This is a genomic window from Lentilitoribacter sp. JB5-8, from assembly GCF_055693385.1.
The window spans coordinates 3,710,051-3,730,374 of record NZ_CM146332.1 but is presented as its reverse complement, the minus strand read 5'-3'; the positions used below and the strand labels follow the sequence as shown (position 1 = coordinate 3,730,374).

Here is a 20,324-nt window from a genome sequence, read left to right as displayed (position 1 = left end):
TTCGAATTAAAAAGGGTGGTTTGTCCCCCACCTTTTTATGGTTATAGCTTTGCCTCAACAGCAGCGACTGTGTCTTCTGCTGTGATGCCGAAATGTTTGTATAGCTCTTTATATGGGCCAGATGCTCCGAAGGAGTTCATGCCGATAAAGATACCATCATTGCCGATGAACTGGTCCCAGCCTTGGCGAACGCCAGCTTCAATCGCAACTTTAATTGGGCTGTCACCAATGATTGCTGATTTGTAATCAGCATCCTGATCGTCGAACAAGTCCATGCAAGGAACAGATACGACACGTGTTGAATGTCCTTTTGCGTCCAATGCAGCTTTTGCTTCCATAGCAATTTCAACTTCTGAACCAGAAGCGAAGATTGTCACTTTAGCATCGCTTTCAGATGCAAGTTCATAGGCACCATGCGCACATAGGTTTTCTTCAACATAAGATGTGCGAACTGCAGGTAGACCCTGACGAGTTAGCGCAATGCCCGAAGGGCGGTCTGTTGATGAAAGTGCTAATTCCCAACACTCAAGTGTTTCTGTGATATCTGCAGGGCGGAACATGTTAAAGTTCGGGATCGCACGCAATGCTGCCATATGTTCAACAGGTTGGTGAGTTGGGCCATCTTCACCCAAGCCGATAGAATCGTGTGTTAGGACGTGGATCACGCGAATGCCCATCAATGCTGCAAGGCGGATAGAAGGGCGGCAGTAATCTGAGAAGATTAAGAAGCCACCTGAGTAAGGGATCAAACCACCGTGAAGTGCGATACCGTTAATCATCGCTGCCATGCCGTGTTCACGGATGCCGTAGTGGATGTAACGACCAGAGAAATCATCCGGCGTGATCGATGCTGTTTGGCTTGTTTTGGTGTTGTTTGAACCGGTCAAATCAGCTGAACCGCCAAGCGTTTCAGGTGTTGCACCATTGATCACTTCAAGAACCAATTGAGAAGCTTTACGTGTTGCTTCTTTTGGTTTGTCTTCTGCAAGTGCTTTTTTGTAAGCATCAAGCGCCGGTGCCAAAGCACCAGGTAGTTCACCGCTCATGCGACGATCAAATTTACATTTGATATCTGCATCGCCTTCATCAAGACGTTTTTGCCAGTCTTTACGTGTTTTTGCAGAACGAAGACCTGCAAGACGCCAGGCATCCAAAATATCTGATGGAATTTCAAATGGCTCTGATGTCCAGCCTAAAGCTTCACGAGTTAATGCAATTTCATCATCACCCAGCGGTGCACCGTGTGCGCCAGCTGTGCCGCCTTTGTTTGGCGAGCCGTAACCGATTGTCGTTTTACAAGCGATCATTGTTGGTTTGTCAGATTTCTTTGCTTCTTCAATCGCTGCAGAAATTGCATCTGCATCATGCCCATCAACAGCAAGTGTATTCCAGTTTGCTGATTGGAAGCGCATTGCTTGGTTTGTTGAATCACTGACTGAAACCGCGCCATCGATTGAGATGTTATTATCATCCCACAAAACAATAAGCTTATTGAGTTTCAAATGACCTGCAAGAGTAATTGCTTCCTGGCTAATACCTTCCATCAAACAACCATCGCCAACAAGCGCGTATGTATTGTGTTCAACTAGGTCTGAACCAAATTCGTCGGCCAGCTTGCGTTCAGCGATTGCCATGCCAACAGCATTTGCGATGCCTTGGCCCAAAGGACCAGTTGTTGTTTCGATACCTGAAATATGTCCGTATTCCGGGTGGCCAGCTGTTTTATGACCTGTTTGACGGAAGTTTTTCAGATCATCCATCGTGATGTCATCATATCCGGTTAGGTAAAGCAGCGAATAGATAAGCATAGACCCGTGACCAGCAGACAGCACAAAGCGATCGCGATCCGGCCAATCTGGGTTTTTAGGGTCGAATTTAAGGTGCTGGCTAAAAAGCACGGTCGCAATATCAGCTGCGCCCATTGGAAGGCCTGGATGGCCAGAATTTGCTTTTTGCACTGCGTCCATGGAAAGCGCACGAATAGCGTTCGCCATTTGATGATGTTTTACTGTGGATGTCATATTTATGCCTGTATTTCACCGTCTAGGGAGGGGCTCAGAAACTGCCTGTAATCAGCGCGGGCAGTCATAGCAGTTCGATAGTAGGAGTCAATCAATTGGAGGGAAATAGCTCTAAAATCCGCCGAGAATTGATGGACTCGTCAGAAAAACAGAGCAAATAGGTGATTTGATGTGTATTGCAAAGTCGATTATAGGTGGTCTTGTTGACGCTGTGCAACGCTTATGAAAATGTTCTTAGGTGCGATTTTCTTAAAGCTTGATTCGTTTGAGTGACAGGAGCCTTTGTTCAATGAAGCCTGATGATGTGACAGTTAAATCTGCTTTGGATCAATTAGTGAACGCTGTAAATTCTTTAGAAAATGCGGTGGGGCAGCGAATTGAAAACCAAAAAGAGGCTGTGCAATCCAGCGAAGAGCTTAAATCCATGCTTGTGGATCGTACAAGACTTGCTGAAGAGTTGGATCAGGCCGAACATAGAGCGAATAAGTTGGAAGAAGCTAATCGAGAGGTATCGCGCCGTCTTGTGACTGCTATGGAAACCATTCGCGCGGTTTTGGACCGAGGATAAAATATAATAAATGGCTCAAGTCACCGTTAATATTGATGGTAAGTCCTATCGCATGGCATGTGAGGAAGGGCAGGAAGATCATCTTAATGAGCTTGCCTCCAAGTTTGATCGCTATGTGACACATTTGCGTTCGCAATTCGGTGAGATTGGCGATTTACGTTTAACTGTCATGGCTGGCATTATGGTTATGGACGAGTTGAGCGAAGTTCAAGGCAAGCTTAAAGGTACGCAGTCCGAATTGGATATGGTCAAGTCAACGCGAGATAAAGTGCTTCAAGATGCTGAGCGCACAGACGAAGATATGGCAAAAGCATTAGGTGGTGTGGCGGCTCAAATTTCCAGCATTGCTCAAAAGCTCAATGACAGTAACTAATTTGGACTGTCAGCATGCTCATAAAAAAGCTTTTTCCAAGGATATTGGTAATAATTAGATAAATGGGTTGGCAATCACTGCTTTCCCGCACTATATCTTAGCTGCGATCTGCTCTTTACGACAGGACTACAATTCCTCGGGCCTTACTGAATTCTAAGGGAGCTATCCCTGTCTTAGCCCGTGGGCTTTGGCATACGGCACCCACCTACATTGTAGGTTCCTAGGATTTCAACACGTCTATCGACTGCATGCGGATCGCACATTTCTTTCCTTTTCGTATTTGTTAAATGAGAAAACATGGCCGATATCAAATCCCTCAAAACAGACATTCGTAAACAAGCGTTGGCGCGAAGGGATCGTTTAAGCGAAGTTGAACGTTTAGAGTTTTCGGATCAGATCAAAAACACATTTTTTGAATTGGATATCGCACCAAACGTTATCACATCTGCATTTCTACCCATTAAATCCGAAGTGGATTTGAACGCTCTAATTAATGAGCTTTGGGTGCAGCAGAGAGATGTATGTTTGCCGTTTATGTTGGACAAAGAGAACATCGAGTTTCGCGCCTATGACAAAAAGACTGAGCTTGTTGATAATGGATTTGGCACGGTGGCACCTTCAGCTGCATCTCAAACCGTTGATCCAGATGTGATGCTGGTTCCGCTTTCAGCATTTGATGAAACGGGTGGTCGTATTGGATATGGCGCTGGGTTTTATGATCGTGCAATTGCAAAATTATTGGATGCAGATAAAACGCCATTGTTGATAGGTGTGGCATTTTCCTGTCAGCAAGTGGACCACGTTCCGTGTGAAGACCATGATATTCCGCTGGATATGATTTTGACCGAGGATGGCTTGATTATAGCTGATTAGCCCCATATAGAAGCGCCATGAAGATACTTTTTTTAGGTGATATGGTCGGCTCAACAGGGCGCGATGCGGTCTGGGATCGTCTGCCTGGTCTGCGTAGCGACTACAATCTCGATTTTGTGATTGTAAACGGTGAAAACGCAGCCCACGGATTTGGTATAACAGAAGAGATTTTTACCAAAACAATTGATGCGGGCGCCGATGTGGTGACCACAGGCAATCATGTTTGGGCACAAAAAGAAGCGCTCAGTTTTTGCGAGCGCCATGATAATTTCCTGCGACCGGCAAATTACCCAAAAGGGACGCCAGGAAAAGGCGCTTATCTTTATGAAGCGCGCAATGGTGCAAGAATTCTTGTTTCCAATATAATGGGTCGCGTTTATATGCATCCTGATCTTGATGATCCTTTTGCCTGCGCTGAGGAAGTATTAGGATCTTGCCCAATGGGTGAAGTCGCCGATGCCGTTGTGATTGACTTTCATGCGGAAGCAACCAGCGAAAAGCAGTGCTTTGGGCATTTTGTTGATGGACGAGCAAGCCTTGTTGTGGGCACGCATACTCATATGCCGACAGCTGATTACCAAATCTTAGATGCTGGCACTGGCTATATGTCAGACGCTGGGATGTGTGGCGATTACAATTCTTCCCTTGGTATGGAAAAGGAAGAGTTGATCAATCGTTTTGTGACAAAAATTCCGCGTGGTCGTATGGAAATTGCCAAAGGACCCGCAACAATTTGCGGCGTTTCAGTGGAAGTTTCAGACAGAACCGGGTTAACCGAAAAAATTGCACCGCTTCGGTTGGGTGCACGATTAGAAGAAAATATTCCGTATTTTTGGTAGTTGTTTGCGTTCAAGTTGGCCGCAACGGGTGCGCAGACACTAGACGGACGTGCTGATTGTTTTTATAAGGCACGATAATTAAGAACATCGATTATTGCGATAAGAGGATACCATGGCAGGCCATTCCAAGTTTAAGAATATTCAACACCGTAAAGGACGTCAGGATGCAGTGCGTTCTAAAATGTTCTCAAAGCTTGCACGTGAGATCACGGTTGCAGCGAAAATGGGTGCGCCTGATCCTGCAATGAACCCGCGTCTTCGCCTTGCTGTGCAAAACGCCAAATCTCAGTCTATGCCAAAAGACAACATCACGCGTGCGATTAATAAAGCTGCGGATAAAGATGGTGAGAATTATGATGAAGTGCGCTACGAGGGTTATGGCCCTGGTGGTATCGCAGTTATCGTTGAAGCACTGACTGACAACCGCAACAGAACTGCATCAAACGTGCGTACAGCCTTTACAAAGTCTGGCGGCGCGCTTGGTGAGACAGGTTCTGTCGGGTTCATGTTTGATCGCGTTGGCGAAATCACATATCCGCTTGAAGTGGGTGATGAAGACGCTGTGATGGAAGCTGGCATCGAAGCTGGTGCGGATGACGTTGTAACCGACGAAGAAGGCCACACAATTTATTGCGCTTTTGAAGATATTGGCGATGTGTCGTCTGCACTTGAAGCAGCTTTGGGCGAGCCAAAAACCGTTAAACCAATTTGGAAGCCACAGAACGAAACGCCAATTGATAAAGAAAAAGCTGAACAAGTTTTACGCTTTATGGATGTTCTAGATGATGATGATGACGTTCAAAACGTTTATTCAAACTTCGACATTTCAGACGAAGTGATGGCTGAACTTTCATAAGTTCCTACACAATATTTGATTTTTTAAAGGCCGGGCAATCGCTCGGCTTTTTTCATGAAGCACCTTTGAGCGTGCTTGTAATGCGTTTCTCGCGGCATCTATTGTTGTTTTCTCTAAAAAGGCGTTGTTTGTTTTAGTTGATGAAGCATCTTCGCTTCAAAGCGAAATGCGTTTCAGACGGCATCCAAAGCAATATCCTTTAAAAACATGTGTTTTGTTTTTGTTTTGTTCACGTTTTTCGTAGATGTTACGGAAAATAGAACATAAGGTGATGACATGAGCAAAGCGATTCGAATTATTGGGATTGATCCGGGTTTACGAAATACCGGCTGGGGGATTATCGATTCTTTAGGCAATTCGCTGCGGTTTGTAGCTTCAGGTGTTGTGCATTCAGATGCGAAAATGGATCTAGCTTCCAGACTTTGCCAATTGCACGATGGGTTGGAAGAAATCATCCATAGCCACCAGCCATTTGAGGCGGCGGTTGAAAACACCTTTGTTAATGTCAATCCAACATCAACGCTAAAGCTTGGCCAAGCTCGCGGAGTTGCCATGCTGGTTCCGGCCCGTGCGGGATTGCGCGTTTCAGAATATGCGCCTAATGCTGTGAAAAAGTCCGTGATTGGTGTTGGGCACGGCGATAAAAAACAAATCCATATGATGGTGAAAGTCTTGATGCCAAAAGCAGAATTTAAAAGCGATGATGCAGCAGATGCCTTGGCAATTGCAATTTGTCATGCTCATAATCGCACCGCATTAACTCACAAATTAGCGGCGATGTAGATATGATTGGCAAACTTAAAGGAACCATAGACGAGATTGCTGGTGACCATATTTTGGTTGATGTGCACGGCGTTTGTTACGTCGCTTTTTGCTCATCCCGCACACTTGGCGCTGTTGGGTCGCAAGGCGAAGCTGTTGTTTTGTACATAGAAACCTATGTGCGTGAAGACCAGCTCAAATTGTTTGGGTTTAAAACCGAAATAGAGCGCGAGTGGTTTCGATTATTACAAAGCGTTCAGGGTGTTGGCGCTAAAGTGGCTTTGGCGATTTTATCAACTTTATCAGCATCAGATCTGGCTAATGCAATTGCGTTGCAGGACAAAGCCATGGTCGCGCGGGCGCCCGGAATTGGGCCAAAAGTGGCACAACGCATTGTGACTGAGCTGAAAAATAAAGCGCCTGCGCTTGGTGGTATCGACGCGCCGGATATGGGCCTTAAACAAGAAATTGGTGAAGGGGTAGCTTCTGCGCCTGTGGCAGACGCGGTTTCTGCGCTTTGCAATCTGGGCTACTCGCGAGAGCAGGCAGCGAGCGCGGTTGGCGCAGCCGTCCGCGATGCAGGTGAGGATGCAGATAGTGCAAAACTCATTCGTTTGGGTCTGAAAGAACTAGCCAAATAACGTGTCCCGTGCGAGTAAGTAGTCATGAGCGAACAAAATCCAATTCTTGATCCTGAAAAGCGCGGCGAAGACCTAGAAGCCAATTTGCGCCCGCAATCCCTTGATGATTTTACCGGGCAGGCGGAAGCACGTGCGAATTTGAAGATCTTTATTGAAGCTGCGAAAAATCGCGGTGAAGCGCTCGATCATGTGCTTTTTGTTGGTCCTCCCGGATTGGGTAAAACAACTTTGTCACAAATCATGGCCAAAGAACTTGGGGTCAATTTCAGATCAACATCGGGTCCTGTGATTGCAAAAGCGGGTGATTTAGCAGCACTTCTGACCAATCTTGAAGAGCGTGATGTGTTGTTCATCGATGAGATCCATCGGTTAAATCCAGCTGTTGAAGAGATTTTATATCCTGCAATGGAAGATTTTCAGCTCGATTTGATCATCGGTGAGGGGCCAGCTGCTAGATCTGTGAAAATTGATCTGGCGAAATTCACGCTCGTTGCAGCAACAACGCGTCTTGGTTTGCTGACTAATCCGTTGCGTGACCGTTTTGGTATTCCGGTGCGATTGCAGTTTTATACAGTTAAAGAATTGGAAGCGATTGTTCGCCGTGGCGCTCGGATCATGGGTTTAAATATGACTGATGAAGGCGCTGAAGAAATTGCCCGTCGCGCACGCGGTACACCTCGTATTGCTGGACGTTTGTTGCGCCGTGTACGAGACTTTGCCGAAGTTGCAAAGGCTGATGCTGTTACCAAAGAAATTGCCGACAATGCATTAACGCGTTTATCAGTTGATGCCGTTGGGCTTGATCAACTTGATCGCCGATATTTGACGATGATTGCCAGTAATTTTGGTGGTGGGCCAGTTGGTATTGAAACAATTGCAGCGGGCTTATCCGAACCGCGCGATGCGATTGAAGATATTATCGAGCCTTATCTTATTCAGCAGGGCTTTATTCAGCGCACGCCGCGTGGCCGGGTGTTAACTGCAAATGCATGGAAACATTTGGGGCTTAATCCACCAAAAGATTTTGACGCACAACAAACGAGCCTTTTCCAAGACGAGGATTAAATTGATATGTCAGAGCACTTTTCTGGTGAACTCACTGAAAACGGTCACCGTCTTGTTCAACGCGTTTATTATGAAGATACAGATTTTTCAGGTGCTGTATATCACGCGCGCTATTTGCATTTTATGGAGCGTGCCAGAACGGAGTTTATTCGTTGTAAGGGGCTGATCCAAAGCGAAAGCCACGCAACAGATAATCCAGCGGACGCTATCGCTTTCATGGTTGGCCGTATTGAGATCGATTATCGCAGACCTGCGCGCATGGATGACGTTTTAACCATTACCTCAGAGCCCTTGCGTGCAAAAGGCGCACGTATGGTTTTATCGCAAAAGATCCATCGTGGTGAAGAATTACTGATTGAAGCACAAGTGACAGTTGCCTGTGTCAACGGCCTTGGGCGCCCACGCCGCCTTCCAGAATCTCTTCTTTGAGCCGTTTTCATTCAATTTCACGTGAACATAACCCCCAAATCATCGAATCCTAACCCTTCATTAACCATAATTATGGCCTAGTGAGCGGGATTTTTAGGTTGTTGGGAATTGCGCCAAACTTTAAACGCAATTTTTCGACACAAGAAGCTGAAGTTGAGCTTTTATGATCACTCTGGGGCCATTTTGTTATTGGAAGACCGAGTGCCCAAGCTCACATGAGACTGTTTTAAAGGGACTTGATATGGAACAGGTTGGGTTGGCCGCAACGTCAGAAGTTACGCTGCTGTCATTATTTCTGGAAGCCGGACTTATTGTTAAGCTGGTGATGATCGGATTGGTCGCTGCATCTATTTGGACGTGGGCAATCATTGTCGATAAGGTAATGGCTTATAATAAGTTCAAACGACAACTTGATCGTTTTGAGGATTTGTTCTGGTCAGGACAATCTCTTGAAGAGTTGTATCGTTCCTTGTCAGATCGCAAAAAGAATACAGGCATGAGTTCTATCTTTTTAGCGGCCATGCAGGAGTGGAAAAAATCCTTTGAGCGGGGCGCTAAATCTCCAATGGGATTACAAATGCGAATTGATAAAGCAATGGATGTATCATTGTCCCGTGAATCTGATGCTTTGGAAGCGCGGCTTGGGTGGCTCGCCACAATCGGATCCGCAGCGCCGTTTATTGGTCTGTTTGGTACGGTTATCGGTATTATGACATCATTCCAGGCGATTGCTGGATCAAAATCAACCAACCTTGCTGTTGTCGCTCCGGGTATTGCCGAGGCTTTGCTCGCGACCGCTATTGGTCTGCTCGCCGCTATTCCTGCAGTGATTGCATATAATAAATTCTCAGCTGATGCTGCAAAACTTAGCGGGCGCATGGAGGGATTTGCAGATGAATTCTCCGGCATCCTGTCTCGCCAACTCGATGAGCGCCAGCAAATGCAAAACCAGCAGCAAGCCCAGCAACAGCCTGTGCGCCAAAATGTTCACCCACATGCTCAATCGACAGGGATGTAAGTTATGGGAATGAGTATGCAAGGCACCTCTGGTCGTCAATCCTCTCGCCGGCGCGGACGCAAAATGCAGCCGATGAGTGAGATCAACGTAACGCCTTTTGTGGACGTTATGTTGGTGCTTTTGATTATCTTCATGGTGGCAGCACCTTTGTTGACCGTTGGGGTGCCAATTGATCTGCCTGAAACAGAAGCTAAAGCCTTGAACTCTGATACGCAGCCGATAACCGTGTCGGTTAATTCTGAAGGTGGTATTTTCTTACAAGAAACAGAGATTGCATTGAATGAAGTTGTGCCAAAACTGGAAGCGATTTCAACAACCGGTTTTAGCGAACGCATTTATGTGCGCGGTGATGCAAATGCTGATTATGGCACTGTGATGAAAGTCATGGCGCGCATTTCTGCTGCTGGGTTTAAAAATCTTGGTTTGGTTACTCAGCAGGAGCAGGACGGTTAAGCCATGCAGCTAAGCCTTTCCATTTCATCTGTTGTGCATGCTGGGCTCCTTGGATGGGCGCTGGTATCTTTTAGTGCACCCCAAACGCTTGAAGTGGCTGATGTTGAGGCTGTACCTGTATCAATTGTTCCGATTGAAGATCTAACCCGGGTGGTTGAAGGTGAGAAAGATGCGGATGCGAAAATTAAGCCCGCACCAACACCAACTGAGAGCCAGGTGAAGGTTGAAGACGCGCAAAACGCAGGCGAGAACGAAGTTGATTTAAAGAGCTTGGATGTGCCCGTGCCAAGCCAGACAGAAATTGTGTCTAAAGCGCCGCCGAAATCTGAAGACCAGCCAAAGCCTGCGCCAGAGCCTGAAGCAAAACCTGAACCTGTTAAAGAAGTTAAGCCGGAGCCTGAAAGACCAAGTGCGCCTGCAACTGAAATCGCAGCTCTACCAGAGCCAGCAGCACCTGCATTATCAGACCCTGTTAAAGACGCGATCAATACAGCCGAACCAATTGCCGAACAGCCAGTTGCATTGCCAAAAACAGGTCCTGTTCCGGTGTTCAGAGATGATGTTGCGCCAGCAAAAACGGCTAAAACACCCGATCGTAAAAAAGTTGAAGCCACACAAAGTGCATCCAGTTCACAACGCGAGAGCGATTTCAATTCAGATGAGATCGCTTCATTGCTGAATAAACAAGATGCGCAAGGTGGTGGCGCTAAAACGTCTCAGCAGCAAGCTGGACTTGGCGCGCAAACTTCGTCGCCTGCAGCTAAATTATCGCAAAGCGAGATGGATGCATTGCGCGGTCAGATCCAGCGTTTTTGGAATATCATCCCAGGTCTCGCTGATGGTGGTGATATTCGCATCACCGTTTCCATGCAGCTTGATCGCTCTGGAAATATTGTGGGTCAACCGGATGTCAGCGCAACGGGTGGTTCTCAATCAACACGCCAAACACTTGCGGGCAGTGCCCGTCGTGCTGTGTTGCGAGCGCAACCTTTTGAACTCCCCGCGGATAAATATGATACCTGGTCGCAGGTCATTGTGAATTTTGATCCAAGCCAACTATTTTAACAATATGGCCAATTATTATAACAACAGGATAAAGTTTATGTACTTGATAAATAAAACCTTTGACGCATTTAAGCTGATGACGATGCTTATGGTCGTGGTGGTATTGGGCAGTATCAAGCCAAGTTGGGCTGTTGTTGAAATTGATATTAATCAGGCAAATATCGAGCCTTTGCCGATTGCGATCATAGACTTCATCTCCTCTGATCCAGTTGGCAAACAGATTAGCGATGTGATTGAGGCTGACCTTGCACGCTCAGGACTATTTAGTCCTGTTAAAAAAGCAGCCTTTATTCAAAAAATCACTGATCCGAATGCGACACCGCGGTTTTCTGATTGGCAGGTTATTAATGCACAAGCGCTGGTCACGGGGCTTGTGTCTCGCGAAGCAGATGGACGTTTGAAAGTAGAATATCGTTTATGGGATGTGTTTGCGGGTCAGCAGCTTACAGGCCAAAGACTGTTTGCGAAATCCGAGAACTGGCGTCGCCTTGCGCATATTGTGGCTGATGCGATTTATGAGCGTTTAACAGGTGAAAAAGGCTATTTCGATACTCGTGTCGTGTTTGTTTCTGAAAGCGGGCCAAAAACCAATCGTGTGAAGCAGCTTGCCATTATGGATCAAGATGGCGCGAATATGAAAACGCTCACAAATGGCAATGACCTTGTGCTAACGCCGCGGTTTTCACCGAGTAAGCAAGAGATCACCTATATGTCGTTTGAGGGTGGTCAGCCACGCGTTTATTTGTTGCAACTTGAAACGGGGCAGCGTGAACTCGTTGGCAATTTCCCTGGCATGACCTTTTCTCCAAGGTTTTCACCTGATGGTCAAAAGGTGATCATGAGCCTTCAAGAGGGCGGTAATGCTAATATTTATACAATGGATTTGCGTTCTCGTCAGACGACGCGTTTAACAAACACTGCCGCTATTGATACATCGCCATCTTATTCACCTGATGGTTCGCAGATTGTTTTTGAATCTGATCGCGGCGGGCGTCAGCAACTTTATGTCATGGATGCTGGTGGGGGCAATCAGCGCCGGATTTCATTTGGCAGCGGTTCTTATTCTACACCTGTTTGGTCACCGCGTGGCGATCTGATTGCATTTACCAAGCGTGCGGGTGGCAAGTTTTCAATCGGAGTGATGAAAACGGACGGCTCTCGCGAACGGATTTTGACAACCGGTTTTCACAACGAAGGACCAACTTGGGCACCAAACGGCCGTGTCTTGATGTTCTTCCGTCAGCCAGCTGGTGCGGGTGGTCCACAACTCACAAGCATCGATTTGACCGGATATAACGAGCAGCGTATCGCCACACCAAACTTTGCATCTGACCCTGCTTGGTCACCATTGCTCGAATAGTCAAAAGATGGCCACAATTGAGCCATCAAACAACCACAATTGCGGGCTTTTTACGGGTAAATAAGGTTTTATTAACCCTGTTCGTTGAGGGCGAATTAACCGAGAGTGGTTAGAATTTGTCAACTGTAAATTCATGAAGGAGACCGACAATGAGCGGTATCGGGTTTTTATCTCGGAATAGAGCAATCGTTGCATTGTTTTTGGTTTTAACGCTGGCAGGCTGTGCGTCGAAAAAAACATTGCCAAACAATGCTGCTGATTTAGGTCTAACAGCTAATGGTGCGGTTCCAGGTTCGCAGCAAGACTTTACGCAAAATGTTGGCGATAAGATTTTCTTCAACACAGACTCAGCTGTTATCAGACCTGATGCTGCTGCGATTTTGACAAAGCAAGTTCAATGGCTCAACCAATATCCAAACCGTGTTGTAACAATTGAAGGTCATGCTGATGAGCGCGGCACACGTGAATATAACCTTGCATTGGGTGCAAGACGCGCGGCTGCGACACGTGAGTATTTGATTTCACGCGGTCTTGCCGCTTCCCGTGTTAAAACTTTGTCATTCGGTAAAGAACGCCCTGTTGCTGTGTGCGATGATATTTCATGCTGGTCACAAAACAGACGTGCGGTCACTCTGCTTGGCGGTGTAGGTAGCTAGACGTTTTGAAATATAGTAAAATCAGGCAGCCAATGGCTGCCTTTTTTATGTCTGGAGGAAACAATGTCCGATGCTAAAACCAAACCGACTGATGCTTCGGTTGCCGACTTTATTAATGCTGTCGAAAATAAGCGCCGAAGAGAAGATGCACTTGTTCTCGCCGATCTGTTTAAACAAACATCAGGTTATGATCCCGTTATGTGGGGTGAGAGTATCATTGGATATGGTCAATATCGCTATAAATATAAATCCGGGCGCGAAGGAGAGTGGATGCTCACTGGTTTTTCTCCGCGAAAGGCGCATCAGGTTATTTATTTAATGGGTTGTTATGTCGATGACGGGTTTGATGAGCAAGATCTGCTGTTTAGCAAGCTTGGAAAGCATAAAATGGGCGCTTCTTGCCTTTATATCAACAAACTTTCTGATATAGATATTTCTGTGCTTGAAGAGCTTATTGCAAGGTCTTGTGCGCTTATGAGAGACAAATATCATTGATATAAATTCCTCATTTGTTTACATCGGGGAAATGGGAATAAAAAGTCGTCTGCTAAATCAGCTTTTGATTTATTATGTGGGAGCAATCTAATGGCAAAATTATTGCGTTATGCCGTGCTATCTTATTTGACATTAACTATTGGCGTTGCAAACGCGCAAAACTTGTTTGGACAAATTCAATCACCAGAACCTCCTTTGCCGATTGTAAAGGTTCAAGTTCAGGATCCATCACTGCGGATTGGCCAACTTGAAGAGCAAGTGCGCCAGTTAACAGGTCGCCTTGAAGAACTCGGATTTCAAATGTTGCAAATGCAAGAACAAATGCGGCAAATGCAGCAAGATAATGAATTCCGTTTTCAGGATTTAGAAAATGCGCGCGGTTCTGATCAATCAAACCTTGCGCCTAAAACCCCGAGGATAAATTCTGAAGACACTGCTACGATTACACTTGGCACACCGGAATTCGATTCAAATGGTAATCTGGTTGAAGGTGTAACTGTCGGCTCGGTTGGTGATGTTGCAGCCGGAGAGCTCTACAAGCAGGGTTATTCGCAAATTCTAGCGGGTGATTATGCTGATGCTGCGTCCACATTCCAAACTTATATCAATCAGTATCCAGACGAAGTGCAGGTCTCAGATGCATATTTCTGGTTAGGTGAAGCTTATTATTCGCAAGGTGCTTTTAAGGATGCTGCACGTACGTTTTTAGATGCGCATAAAGCATATCCCGATGCGAATAAAGCTCCAGATACGTTGCTTAAACTCGGCATGTCACTCGTTGCATTGGATAATCGTGAAACTGCTTGTGCCACATATAAAGAAGTCGGTGTGAGATATCCTGCCGCCTCAAAAGCCATTAAAGATAAAGTCGCCAGTGAACAATCTCGCGCACAATGCTGATCCTGACTTATTCAAGTTAACGGATAATTTTCTCACAATATTAAAAGATGGGCCGCTCGCAATTGCCGTTTCTGGTGGGAGCGATTCTATGGCTGTTTTGGATTTACTGGCAAAGGCTAATGTTCAAAACAGAAAGCTGTATTGTTTTACCGTTGATCATGGTTTGCGAAAAGAAGCTAAACAAGAAGCGCAATTCGTTGCCGATTTTTGTAAAAACAGAAATATCGAGCATCAAATTTTGATTTGGGATGGGGAGAAGCCGAAGACAGGTCTACAAAACGCTGCAAGATGGGCACGCTATCAGCTCCTAAATCAAGCGTGTGATCGCATCGGCGCCGTTGGGTTGTTAACCGGACATAATTTAGATGACCAGTTTGAAACGGTATATATGCGTATGCAGCGCGACAAAAATGGCGATGGAACCGGCTTGTCTGGAATGGCATCAGCGGCATTGTTTTTTAATAATATGTGGGTGCTAAGACCATATTTAACGGTTGGAAAACAGCAGCTCAAAGATCACCTAAAACGATCTTCGTTGAAGTGGATGGAAGATCCATCAAATTTAGATGAAACATTTGAACGTGTGCGTGTACGTCATCAAGCCGATTATGATTTTGATTTGCGCGATATTGCAGACCATGCTGCAAATCGTAAATCCTTGTCACACGACGCGGCTTCCTATCTTTATGAATTTTGTAGCACTGAGGACAATTTGGTCTTTGACCTTAGAATTACAGATCATGATCAGCTCGTTTTAGAAAAAGTGCTTGAAGCACTTGTTCATTTAATTGGTGGACGCGTGCGCTCGATAAGTGGGCAGGATGTTAAATCGCTTTATGATTTTGCGCTATCTCAAGAAAATGCTCGTATGACCATGGGCCGCGTTATTTTAGATAAATTTGAAGATCGCTTGTGCTTGTTTAGGGAAAATCGAGGATTTGAAGATTGTGCTCTCAAACCTGGTGAACAGATGAATTGGGACGGACGGTTCTTGATAAAGAACAATAGCCGCGATCAAAGGATTACGATCTCCCATGATGGGGATCAATCTGGTTGCCCACCGGTGGTTAAACAACAAAATTGTTCTGAAATTATTTCAGCGTTTACGTGTGATTTTTTGAGCGTTAAACCCGTCATTAATAAATATGATCAGGTTCTGCCAGAATTTGATCTAGAATTGGCCAATTCTTTGGCCCTACTCATTGGTCGAAGCAAGATTTTAATGCCGTATGATAACGCTAAAGTGCAAATTCAAGTGTAATGAGGTGAATTAATGCCAATTCAGGCTGATATCTTGTGTCGCACCGACTTGGCAATTGCGAAGAAGCTCCCTATATGATGTTACCAGAGGGCACAATTGTGTGCCGAAATGGTGTCGGGGATATCGATGAACCCTAATTTTCGTAATTTTGCTTTATGGGCAATCATAGCGCTTTTGTTGATTGCTCTGTTTAATATGTTCCAAAGCCCTACTGATAGTGCGAGCGGGACAAAAATAGCCTATTCACAATTCCTGCAGGATGTGGATGCCGGACAGATTAATGAGGTGACCATATCTGGAAATCAGATTTATGGATCTTATAGCGGTTCTGGTGGTAAATTTCAGACTTATTCTCCGGGAGATAATGACCTGGTTCAGCGTTTGGAAGCAAACAATGTAACCATCAATGCTCAGCCTGAGTCAGATGGGTCAAATAGCTTCTTGGGCTATTTTATTTCCTGGTTGCCAATTCTTGTGATTTTGGGTGTGTGGATTTTCTTCATGCGACAAATGCAAGGTGGTTCTCGCGGAGCGATGGGCTTTGGTAAATCCAAGGCAAAGTTGCTCAACGAAGCTCAGGGCAAGATTACATTTGAAGATGTCGCTGGTGTTGATGAAGCCAAAGAAGATCTTGAAGAGATCGTGGAATTCTTACGTGACCCTCAAAAGTTTCAACGCTTAGGCGGCCGTATTCCTCGTGGTGTACTTCTTGTTGGACCTCCAGGTACTGGTAAAACGCTTCTTGCGCGTTCTGTTGCTGGTGAAGCTAATGTGCCTTTCTATACAATCTCAGGTTCTGACTTTGTGGAAATGTTTGTGGGTGTTGGTGCATCTCGTGTGCGTGACATGTTTGAGCAGGCGAAGAAAAATTCACCTTGTATCATCTTTATCGATGAGATTGATGCTGTTGGTCGACATCGTGGTGCAGGTCTTGGCGGCGGTAATGACGAGCGTGAGCAAACATTGAACCAATTGCTTGTTGAGATGGATGGCTTTGAAGCCAATGAAAGCATCATTTTGATCGCAGCGACTAACCGTCCAGATGTTCTTGATCCAGCCTTGCTGCGCCCGGGTCGTTTTGACCGTCAGGTTGTTGTGCCTAATCCAGATTTGAGCGGTCGTGAGCAGATTTTGAAAGTTCACGTGCGCAATGTGCCTTTAGCGCCAAATGTTGATCTGAAAGTTATCGCACGTGGTACGCCTGGATTTTCTGGTGCCGACCTTATGAACCTTGTGAACGAAAGTGCGCTTATGGCTGCACGTCGCAACAAACGTCTTGTGACCATGCAAGAGTTTGAAGATGCGAAAGATAAGGTCATGATGGGTGCTGAGCGTCGTTCAACAGCCATGACTGAGGATGAGAAAAAGCTCACTGCATATCATGAAGCTGGTCACGCAATCCTAGCATTGCATGTACCTGCTGCGGACCCAGTTCACAAAGCAACGATTATTCCGCGCGGACGTGCGCTTGGTATGGTGATGCAATTACCAGAAGCTGATCGTTATTCCATGAGTTATAAATGGATGATCTCACGTCTTGCTATTATGATGGGTGGACGTGTTGCTGAAGAAGTGACGTTCGGCAAAGAAAACATCACATCAGGTGCTTCATCTGATATCGAACAAGCAACAAAACTTGCTCGCGCGATGGTCACGCAGTGGGGCTTTTCTGATGAGCTGGGTCAAGTAGCTTATGGTGAAAATCAGCAGGAAGTATTCTTGGGTCATTCTGTGGCACAATCGCAAAATATGTCTGAAGAGACGGCCAAGAAAATTGATGCTGAAGTTCACCGTTTGATTGATGAAGCTACAGCAACTGCACACGAAATCATCAAAACGAAAAAAGATGAATTTGTGGCTATCGCTGAAGGCTTGCTGGAATATGAAACGCTCAGCGGTGATGAGATTGCTTCGATCATTAAGGGTGAAAAGCCAGCACGTGATATGGGTGATGATACACCACCAAGTCGCGGTAGTGCGGTACCATCTGCTGGGGCTAAAGCTGAAAAGCCTAAGAAGTCTGGTGGGGAAGAGCCTGATTCTGATCCAGAGCCTACTCCGGAGTAGACACAAAAATCTTACGAAAAAGGGCCTATATGGCCCTTTTTTTATTGGTGTTAACCATAGAATTGTTTATCAGCTGGTCTTAACGCAATTTGGACAAAGATGCGTTATAAGCCAATTCGGACTAATTGAGTGGGGATACTATGGCTCGTCGATATTTTGGAACTGATGGCATTCGAGGCAAATCAAATACGCCACCTATGACAGCGGATCTTGCTATGCGTGTTGGTGCTGCGGTTGGAAAGCTCTTCCGACGCGGTGAACATCGTCATCGTGTTGTGATCGGTAAAGATACAAGACTTTCCGGCTATATGATTGAAAATGCGCTGGTCGCAGGTTTTACCTCGGCGGGTTTGGACGTTTTACTTCTAGGACCTATTCCCACACCAGGCGTTGCAATGCTCACCCGTTCAATGCGCGCTGATATTGGCGTAATGATTTCTGCATCTCACAATGCTTATCAGGATAATGGCATTAAGTTATTTGGTCCTGACGGCTATAAACTCTCGGATGAATTTGAAGCGCAGATTGAGGACTTGGTTGACGCTGATTTCCAATCTCTTTTGGTAAACTCAGATGATATTGGCCGTGCAAAGCGTGTTGATGGTGATATCTATCGCTATATTGAATTTGTTAAGCGCACTCTGCCGCGCGGTTCGCGTGACTTTACAGGCCTGCGCATTGTTGTCGATTGTGCCAATGGTGCAGCTTACAAGGTTGCGCCGTCTGTGCTTTGGGAAATGGGTGCAGAAGTGGTGACGCTTGGTAATGAGCCAAACGGAACAAACATCAATTTAAATTGCGGTTCGACGCATCCTGAAGCTTTGATCAAAAAAGTGCATGAAGTACGCGCTGATGTAGGGATTGCACTTGATGGTGATGCTGACCGCGTATTGATCGTAGATGAAAAAGGTCAAGTGGTTGATGGTGATCAATTGATGACATTGATTGCCGAATCTTGGGCCAAAGAGGGGCGCCTGCAGGGTGATGGCGTCGTTGCCACTGTCATGTCCAACCTTGGTATGGAGCGACACTTGGCTAACCTTGATTTGTCTTTGGCGCGCACAAAGGTTGGAGACCGTTATGTGGTTGAACATATGCGCAAGCACGGTTTCAATTTAGGTGGCGAGCAATCGGGCCATATTGTCATGAGTGATTTTGCAACGACAGGCGATGGTCTTGTTGCAGCATTGCAGATTTTATCTTGCACACAAAAGATGGGCAAACCGGTGAGCGAGGTGACACGTCGCTTTGAACCTGTGCCACAATTACTCAAAAATGTGCGTTATTCGGGTGCGTCGCCATTAGCTGATAATCATATTCAATCAGCGATCAAGGATGCAGAGGCTGAGCTTGGTCAATCGGGTCGACTTGTCATCCGCGCATCGGGAACCGAGCCTTTAATTCGCGTTATGGCGGAAGGCGATGATGCTAATCAGGTTGAAAAAGTAGTCGATGGACTGGTTAAAGTCATCGCTGCTTAGCACAAAACTTCCAGTTTTTTTGTTCAGAAAATCAAAAGAGTAAACCACGTTAAGATTGTGTTTACTCTTTTTTTAATCAATAAATGGTGAAATTAGTCAGCCATTAACCTTTATAATTCATTATCACCGCAAGTTTTTGAGGGGCTTTGCCCATTATTTGGGTTTTTAGCCCGTTCCATAAATGGAGTGATAAATGAAAAAGATTGCTATCACCGCTGCAACGCTCGGTCTTGCAACAACAATGTCAGCAACAGCTGCGGATATTTCAACACCGCCTGTCTATCATCCGCCAGCAGTGACACCTGTTCATCACGAAGTGAAGGCAGCAACTGGCTGGTATTTGCGCGGTGATGTTGGCGCAAGCTATAACAAGTTGAAAGAAGTCAACTATCTCACAAGTACGGGATATGCTGATTTTACAACGGCTAAACTGAAAAAGAGTTTTTCAGTAGGTGTTGGTGTTGGTTATCAAATTAACAGCCGTCTGCGTACTGATCTAACTTTTGACTATTTAACAAAAGCAAGTTTTGAGGGCTCTACCGGTCCTGGTGGTCCTTGTACTATTAATAGCACATTCTACGCAGCACCAAACTGTTATTCATCGGATGTAACTTCTTTCTCTGCATGGAGCCTATTGGCCAACGCTTATGTTGATGTCTTCACCTATGGTCGCGTGACTGGTTATGTTGGTGCAGGTTTGGGTGCGACATATATTGATTGGAAAACACTTCACAACACTGAATGTGAATCTTTGACAAACACTTGTAATTCAACGTCAATTGATCACGAAGGTGCTTCTGGCTGGCGCGCAACAGCAGCGCTTATGGCTGGTGCTTCAGTTGAAATCAATTGTGCGCTTGCAGCAGATGTTGGATATCGTTACCGCGCTATCGCAGGTGGCAGAATGTTTGAACGCGTCGCTTCGGTAGCAACTGGACCGGGCTTCCACAAAACTATTCACTCACATGAAGGTCGTGCAGGTCTTCGTTATAAATTTGGTGGATGTGATACGCATATCCCACCTTATGAGCCACCAACATTGCCACCTGTCTATAAATAGACTTTTGGAAATAGATTGAAATTAAACGCCGGATTTTCCGGCGTTTTTTTATGTCATCTTACAATTTATGGGTAACAAAAA

The 20,324-nt window shown here is 45.7% G+C and carries 21 protein-coding genes and 1 other RNA gene; 21 read left to right on the top strand and 1 reads right to left on the bottom strand.

Features of this window, described 5'->3' with window-relative positions; genetic code table 11:
* Positions 1-41: 41 nt before the first annotated feature.
* Entirely contained in the window at positions 42-2,021 is a 1,980-nt protein-coding gene (tkt, locus tag ACZ1GZ_RS18040) for a transketolase (RefSeq protein ID WP_472666282.1), read from the bottom strand.
* Between the two features lie 289 nt (positions 2,022-2,310).
* Here tkt and ACZ1GZ_RS18035 point away from each other — a divergent pair, with 289 nt between their 5' ends.
* The 21 genes from ACZ1GZ_RS18035 (at position 2,311) to ACZ1GZ_RS17935 (ending at position 20,243) form a co-directional block, all read left to right on the top strand.
* On the top strand, positions 2,311-2,589 hold the full coding sequence (locus tag ACZ1GZ_RS18035) for a DUF4164 domain-containing protein (protein ID WP_472666280.1): 279 nt from the start codon (positions 2,311-2,313) through the stop codon (positions 2,587-2,589).
* Positions 2,590-2,599: 10 nt separating this feature from the next.
* On the top strand, positions 2,600-2,962 hold the full coding sequence (locus ACZ1GZ_RS18030) for a cell division protein ZapA (RefSeq protein ID WP_472666278.1): 363 nt from the start codon (positions 2,600-2,602) through the stop codon (positions 2,960-2,962).
* Between the two features lie 102 nt (positions 2,963-3,064).
* Positions 3,065-3,223, top strand: a non-coding RNA gene (gene ssrS / locus ACZ1GZ_RS18025) — 6S RNA.
* 36 nt (positions 3,224-3,259) lie between these two features.
* A complete protein-coding gene (locus tag ACZ1GZ_RS18020; protein WP_472666276.1) occupies positions 3,260-3,835 on the top strand; it encodes a 5-formyltetrahydrofolate cyclo-ligase in 576 nt (191 codons plus the stop codon).
* 17 nt (positions 3,836-3,852) lie between these two features.
* Positions 3,853-4,674 (top strand): TIGR00282 family metallophosphoesterase, encoded by an 822-nt coding sequence (locus ACZ1GZ_RS18015; RefSeq protein WP_472666274.1) that lies wholly within the window; start codon positions 3,853-3,855, stop codon positions 4,672-4,674.
* 112 nt (positions 4,675-4,786) lie between these two features.
* Entirely contained in the window at positions 4,787-5,530 is a 744-nt protein-coding gene (locus ACZ1GZ_RS18010; RefSeq protein WP_472666272.1) for a YebC/PmpR family DNA-binding transcriptional regulator, read from the top strand.
* 276 nt (positions 5,531-5,806) lie between these two features.
* Complete coding sequence (gene ruvC, locus ACZ1GZ_RS18005) at positions 5,807-6,313, top strand: crossover junction endodeoxyribonuclease RuvC (RefSeq protein WP_472666270.1); 507 nt, start codon at positions 5,807-5,809, stop codon at positions 6,311-6,313.
* Positions 6,314-6,315: 2 nt separating this feature from the next.
* Entirely contained in the window at positions 6,316-6,933 is a 618-nt protein-coding gene (ruvA, locus tag ACZ1GZ_RS18000; protein WP_472666268.1) for a Holliday junction branch migration protein RuvA, read from the top strand.
* A gap of 24 nt (positions 6,934-6,957) precedes the next feature.
* Positions 6,958-7,998 (top strand): Holliday junction branch migration DNA helicase RuvB, encoded by a 1,041-nt coding sequence (gene ruvB, locus ACZ1GZ_RS17995; RefSeq protein ID WP_472666266.1) that lies wholly within the window; start codon positions 6,958-6,960, stop codon positions 7,996-7,998.
* A gap of 6 nt (positions 7,999-8,004) precedes the next feature.
* Complete coding sequence (gene ybgC, locus ACZ1GZ_RS17990) at positions 8,005-8,427, top strand: tol-pal system-associated acyl-CoA thioesterase (RefSeq protein WP_472666264.1); 423 nt, start codon at positions 8,005-8,007, stop codon at positions 8,425-8,427.
* A 241-nt stretch (positions 8,428-8,668) separates the two neighbouring features.
* Positions 8,669-9,445 carry a protein TolQ gene (tolQ, locus tag ACZ1GZ_RS17985; protein WP_472666262.1) on the top strand — a complete coding sequence of 259 codons (777 nt, stop codon included), beginning with the start codon at positions 8,669-8,671 and terminating at the stop codon, positions 9,443-9,445.
* A 3-nt stretch (positions 9,446-9,448) separates the two neighbouring features.
* A complete protein-coding gene (gene tolR, locus ACZ1GZ_RS17980; RefSeq protein WP_472666260.1) occupies positions 9,449-9,898 on the top strand; it encodes a protein TolR in 450 nt (149 codons plus the stop codon).
* A 3-nt stretch (positions 9,899-9,901) separates the two neighbouring features.
* Complete coding sequence (locus tag ACZ1GZ_RS17975; protein ID WP_472666258.1) at positions 9,902-10,963, top strand: cell envelope integrity TolA family protein; 1,062 nt, start codon at positions 9,902-9,904, stop codon at positions 10,961-10,963.
* Between the two features lie 76 nt (positions 10,964-11,039).
* Positions 11,040-12,323 (top strand): Tol-Pal system beta propeller repeat protein TolB, encoded by a 1,284-nt coding sequence (gene tolB / locus ACZ1GZ_RS17970; protein WP_472668351.1) that lies wholly within the window; start codon positions 11,040-11,042, stop codon positions 12,321-12,323.
* A 149-nt stretch (positions 12,324-12,472) separates the two neighbouring features.
* Entirely contained in the window at positions 12,473-12,979 is a 507-nt protein-coding gene (gene pal, locus ACZ1GZ_RS17965) for a peptidoglycan-associated lipoprotein Pal (protein WP_472666256.1), read from the top strand.
* Between the two features lie 63 nt (positions 12,980-13,042).
* Positions 13,043-13,474: a DUF1801 domain-containing protein gene (locus ACZ1GZ_RS17960; RefSeq protein WP_472666254.1), complete on the top strand. Its 432-nt coding sequence runs from the start codon at positions 13,043-13,045 to the stop codon at positions 13,472-13,474.
* A 90-nt stretch (positions 13,475-13,564) separates the two neighbouring features.
* On the top strand, positions 13,565-14,374 hold the full coding sequence (gene ybgF, locus ACZ1GZ_RS17955) for a tol-pal system protein YbgF (protein ID WP_472666253.1): 810 nt from the start codon (positions 13,565-13,567) through the stop codon (positions 14,372-14,374).
* A complete protein-coding gene (gene tilS, locus ACZ1GZ_RS17950; RefSeq protein ID WP_472666251.1) occupies positions 14,349-15,635 on the top strand; it encodes a tRNA lysidine(34) synthetase TilS in 1,287 nt (428 codons plus the stop codon). The genes ybgF and tilS overlap by 26 nt, the downstream gene beginning before the upstream one ends.
* Before the next feature lie 126 nt (positions 15,636-15,761).
* Positions 15,762-17,702, top strand: coding sequence for an ATP-dependent zinc metalloprotease FtsH (ftsH, locus tag ACZ1GZ_RS17945; protein WP_472666249.1), 1,941 nt, complete (start codon positions 15,762-15,764; stop codon positions 17,700-17,702).
* Positions 17,703-17,842: 140 nt separating this feature from the next.
* On the top strand, positions 17,843-19,183 hold the full coding sequence (glmM, locus tag ACZ1GZ_RS17940; RefSeq protein ID WP_472666247.1) for a phosphoglucosamine mutase: 1,341 nt from the start codon (positions 17,843-17,845) through the stop codon (positions 19,181-19,183).
* A gap of 193 nt (positions 19,184-19,376) precedes the next feature.
* Positions 19,377-20,243, top strand: a complete 867-nt coding sequence (locus ACZ1GZ_RS17935; protein ID WP_472666246.1) for an outer membrane protein — start codon at positions 19,377-19,379, stop codon at positions 20,241-20,243.
* Positions 20,244-20,324 lie beyond the last annotated feature (81 nt).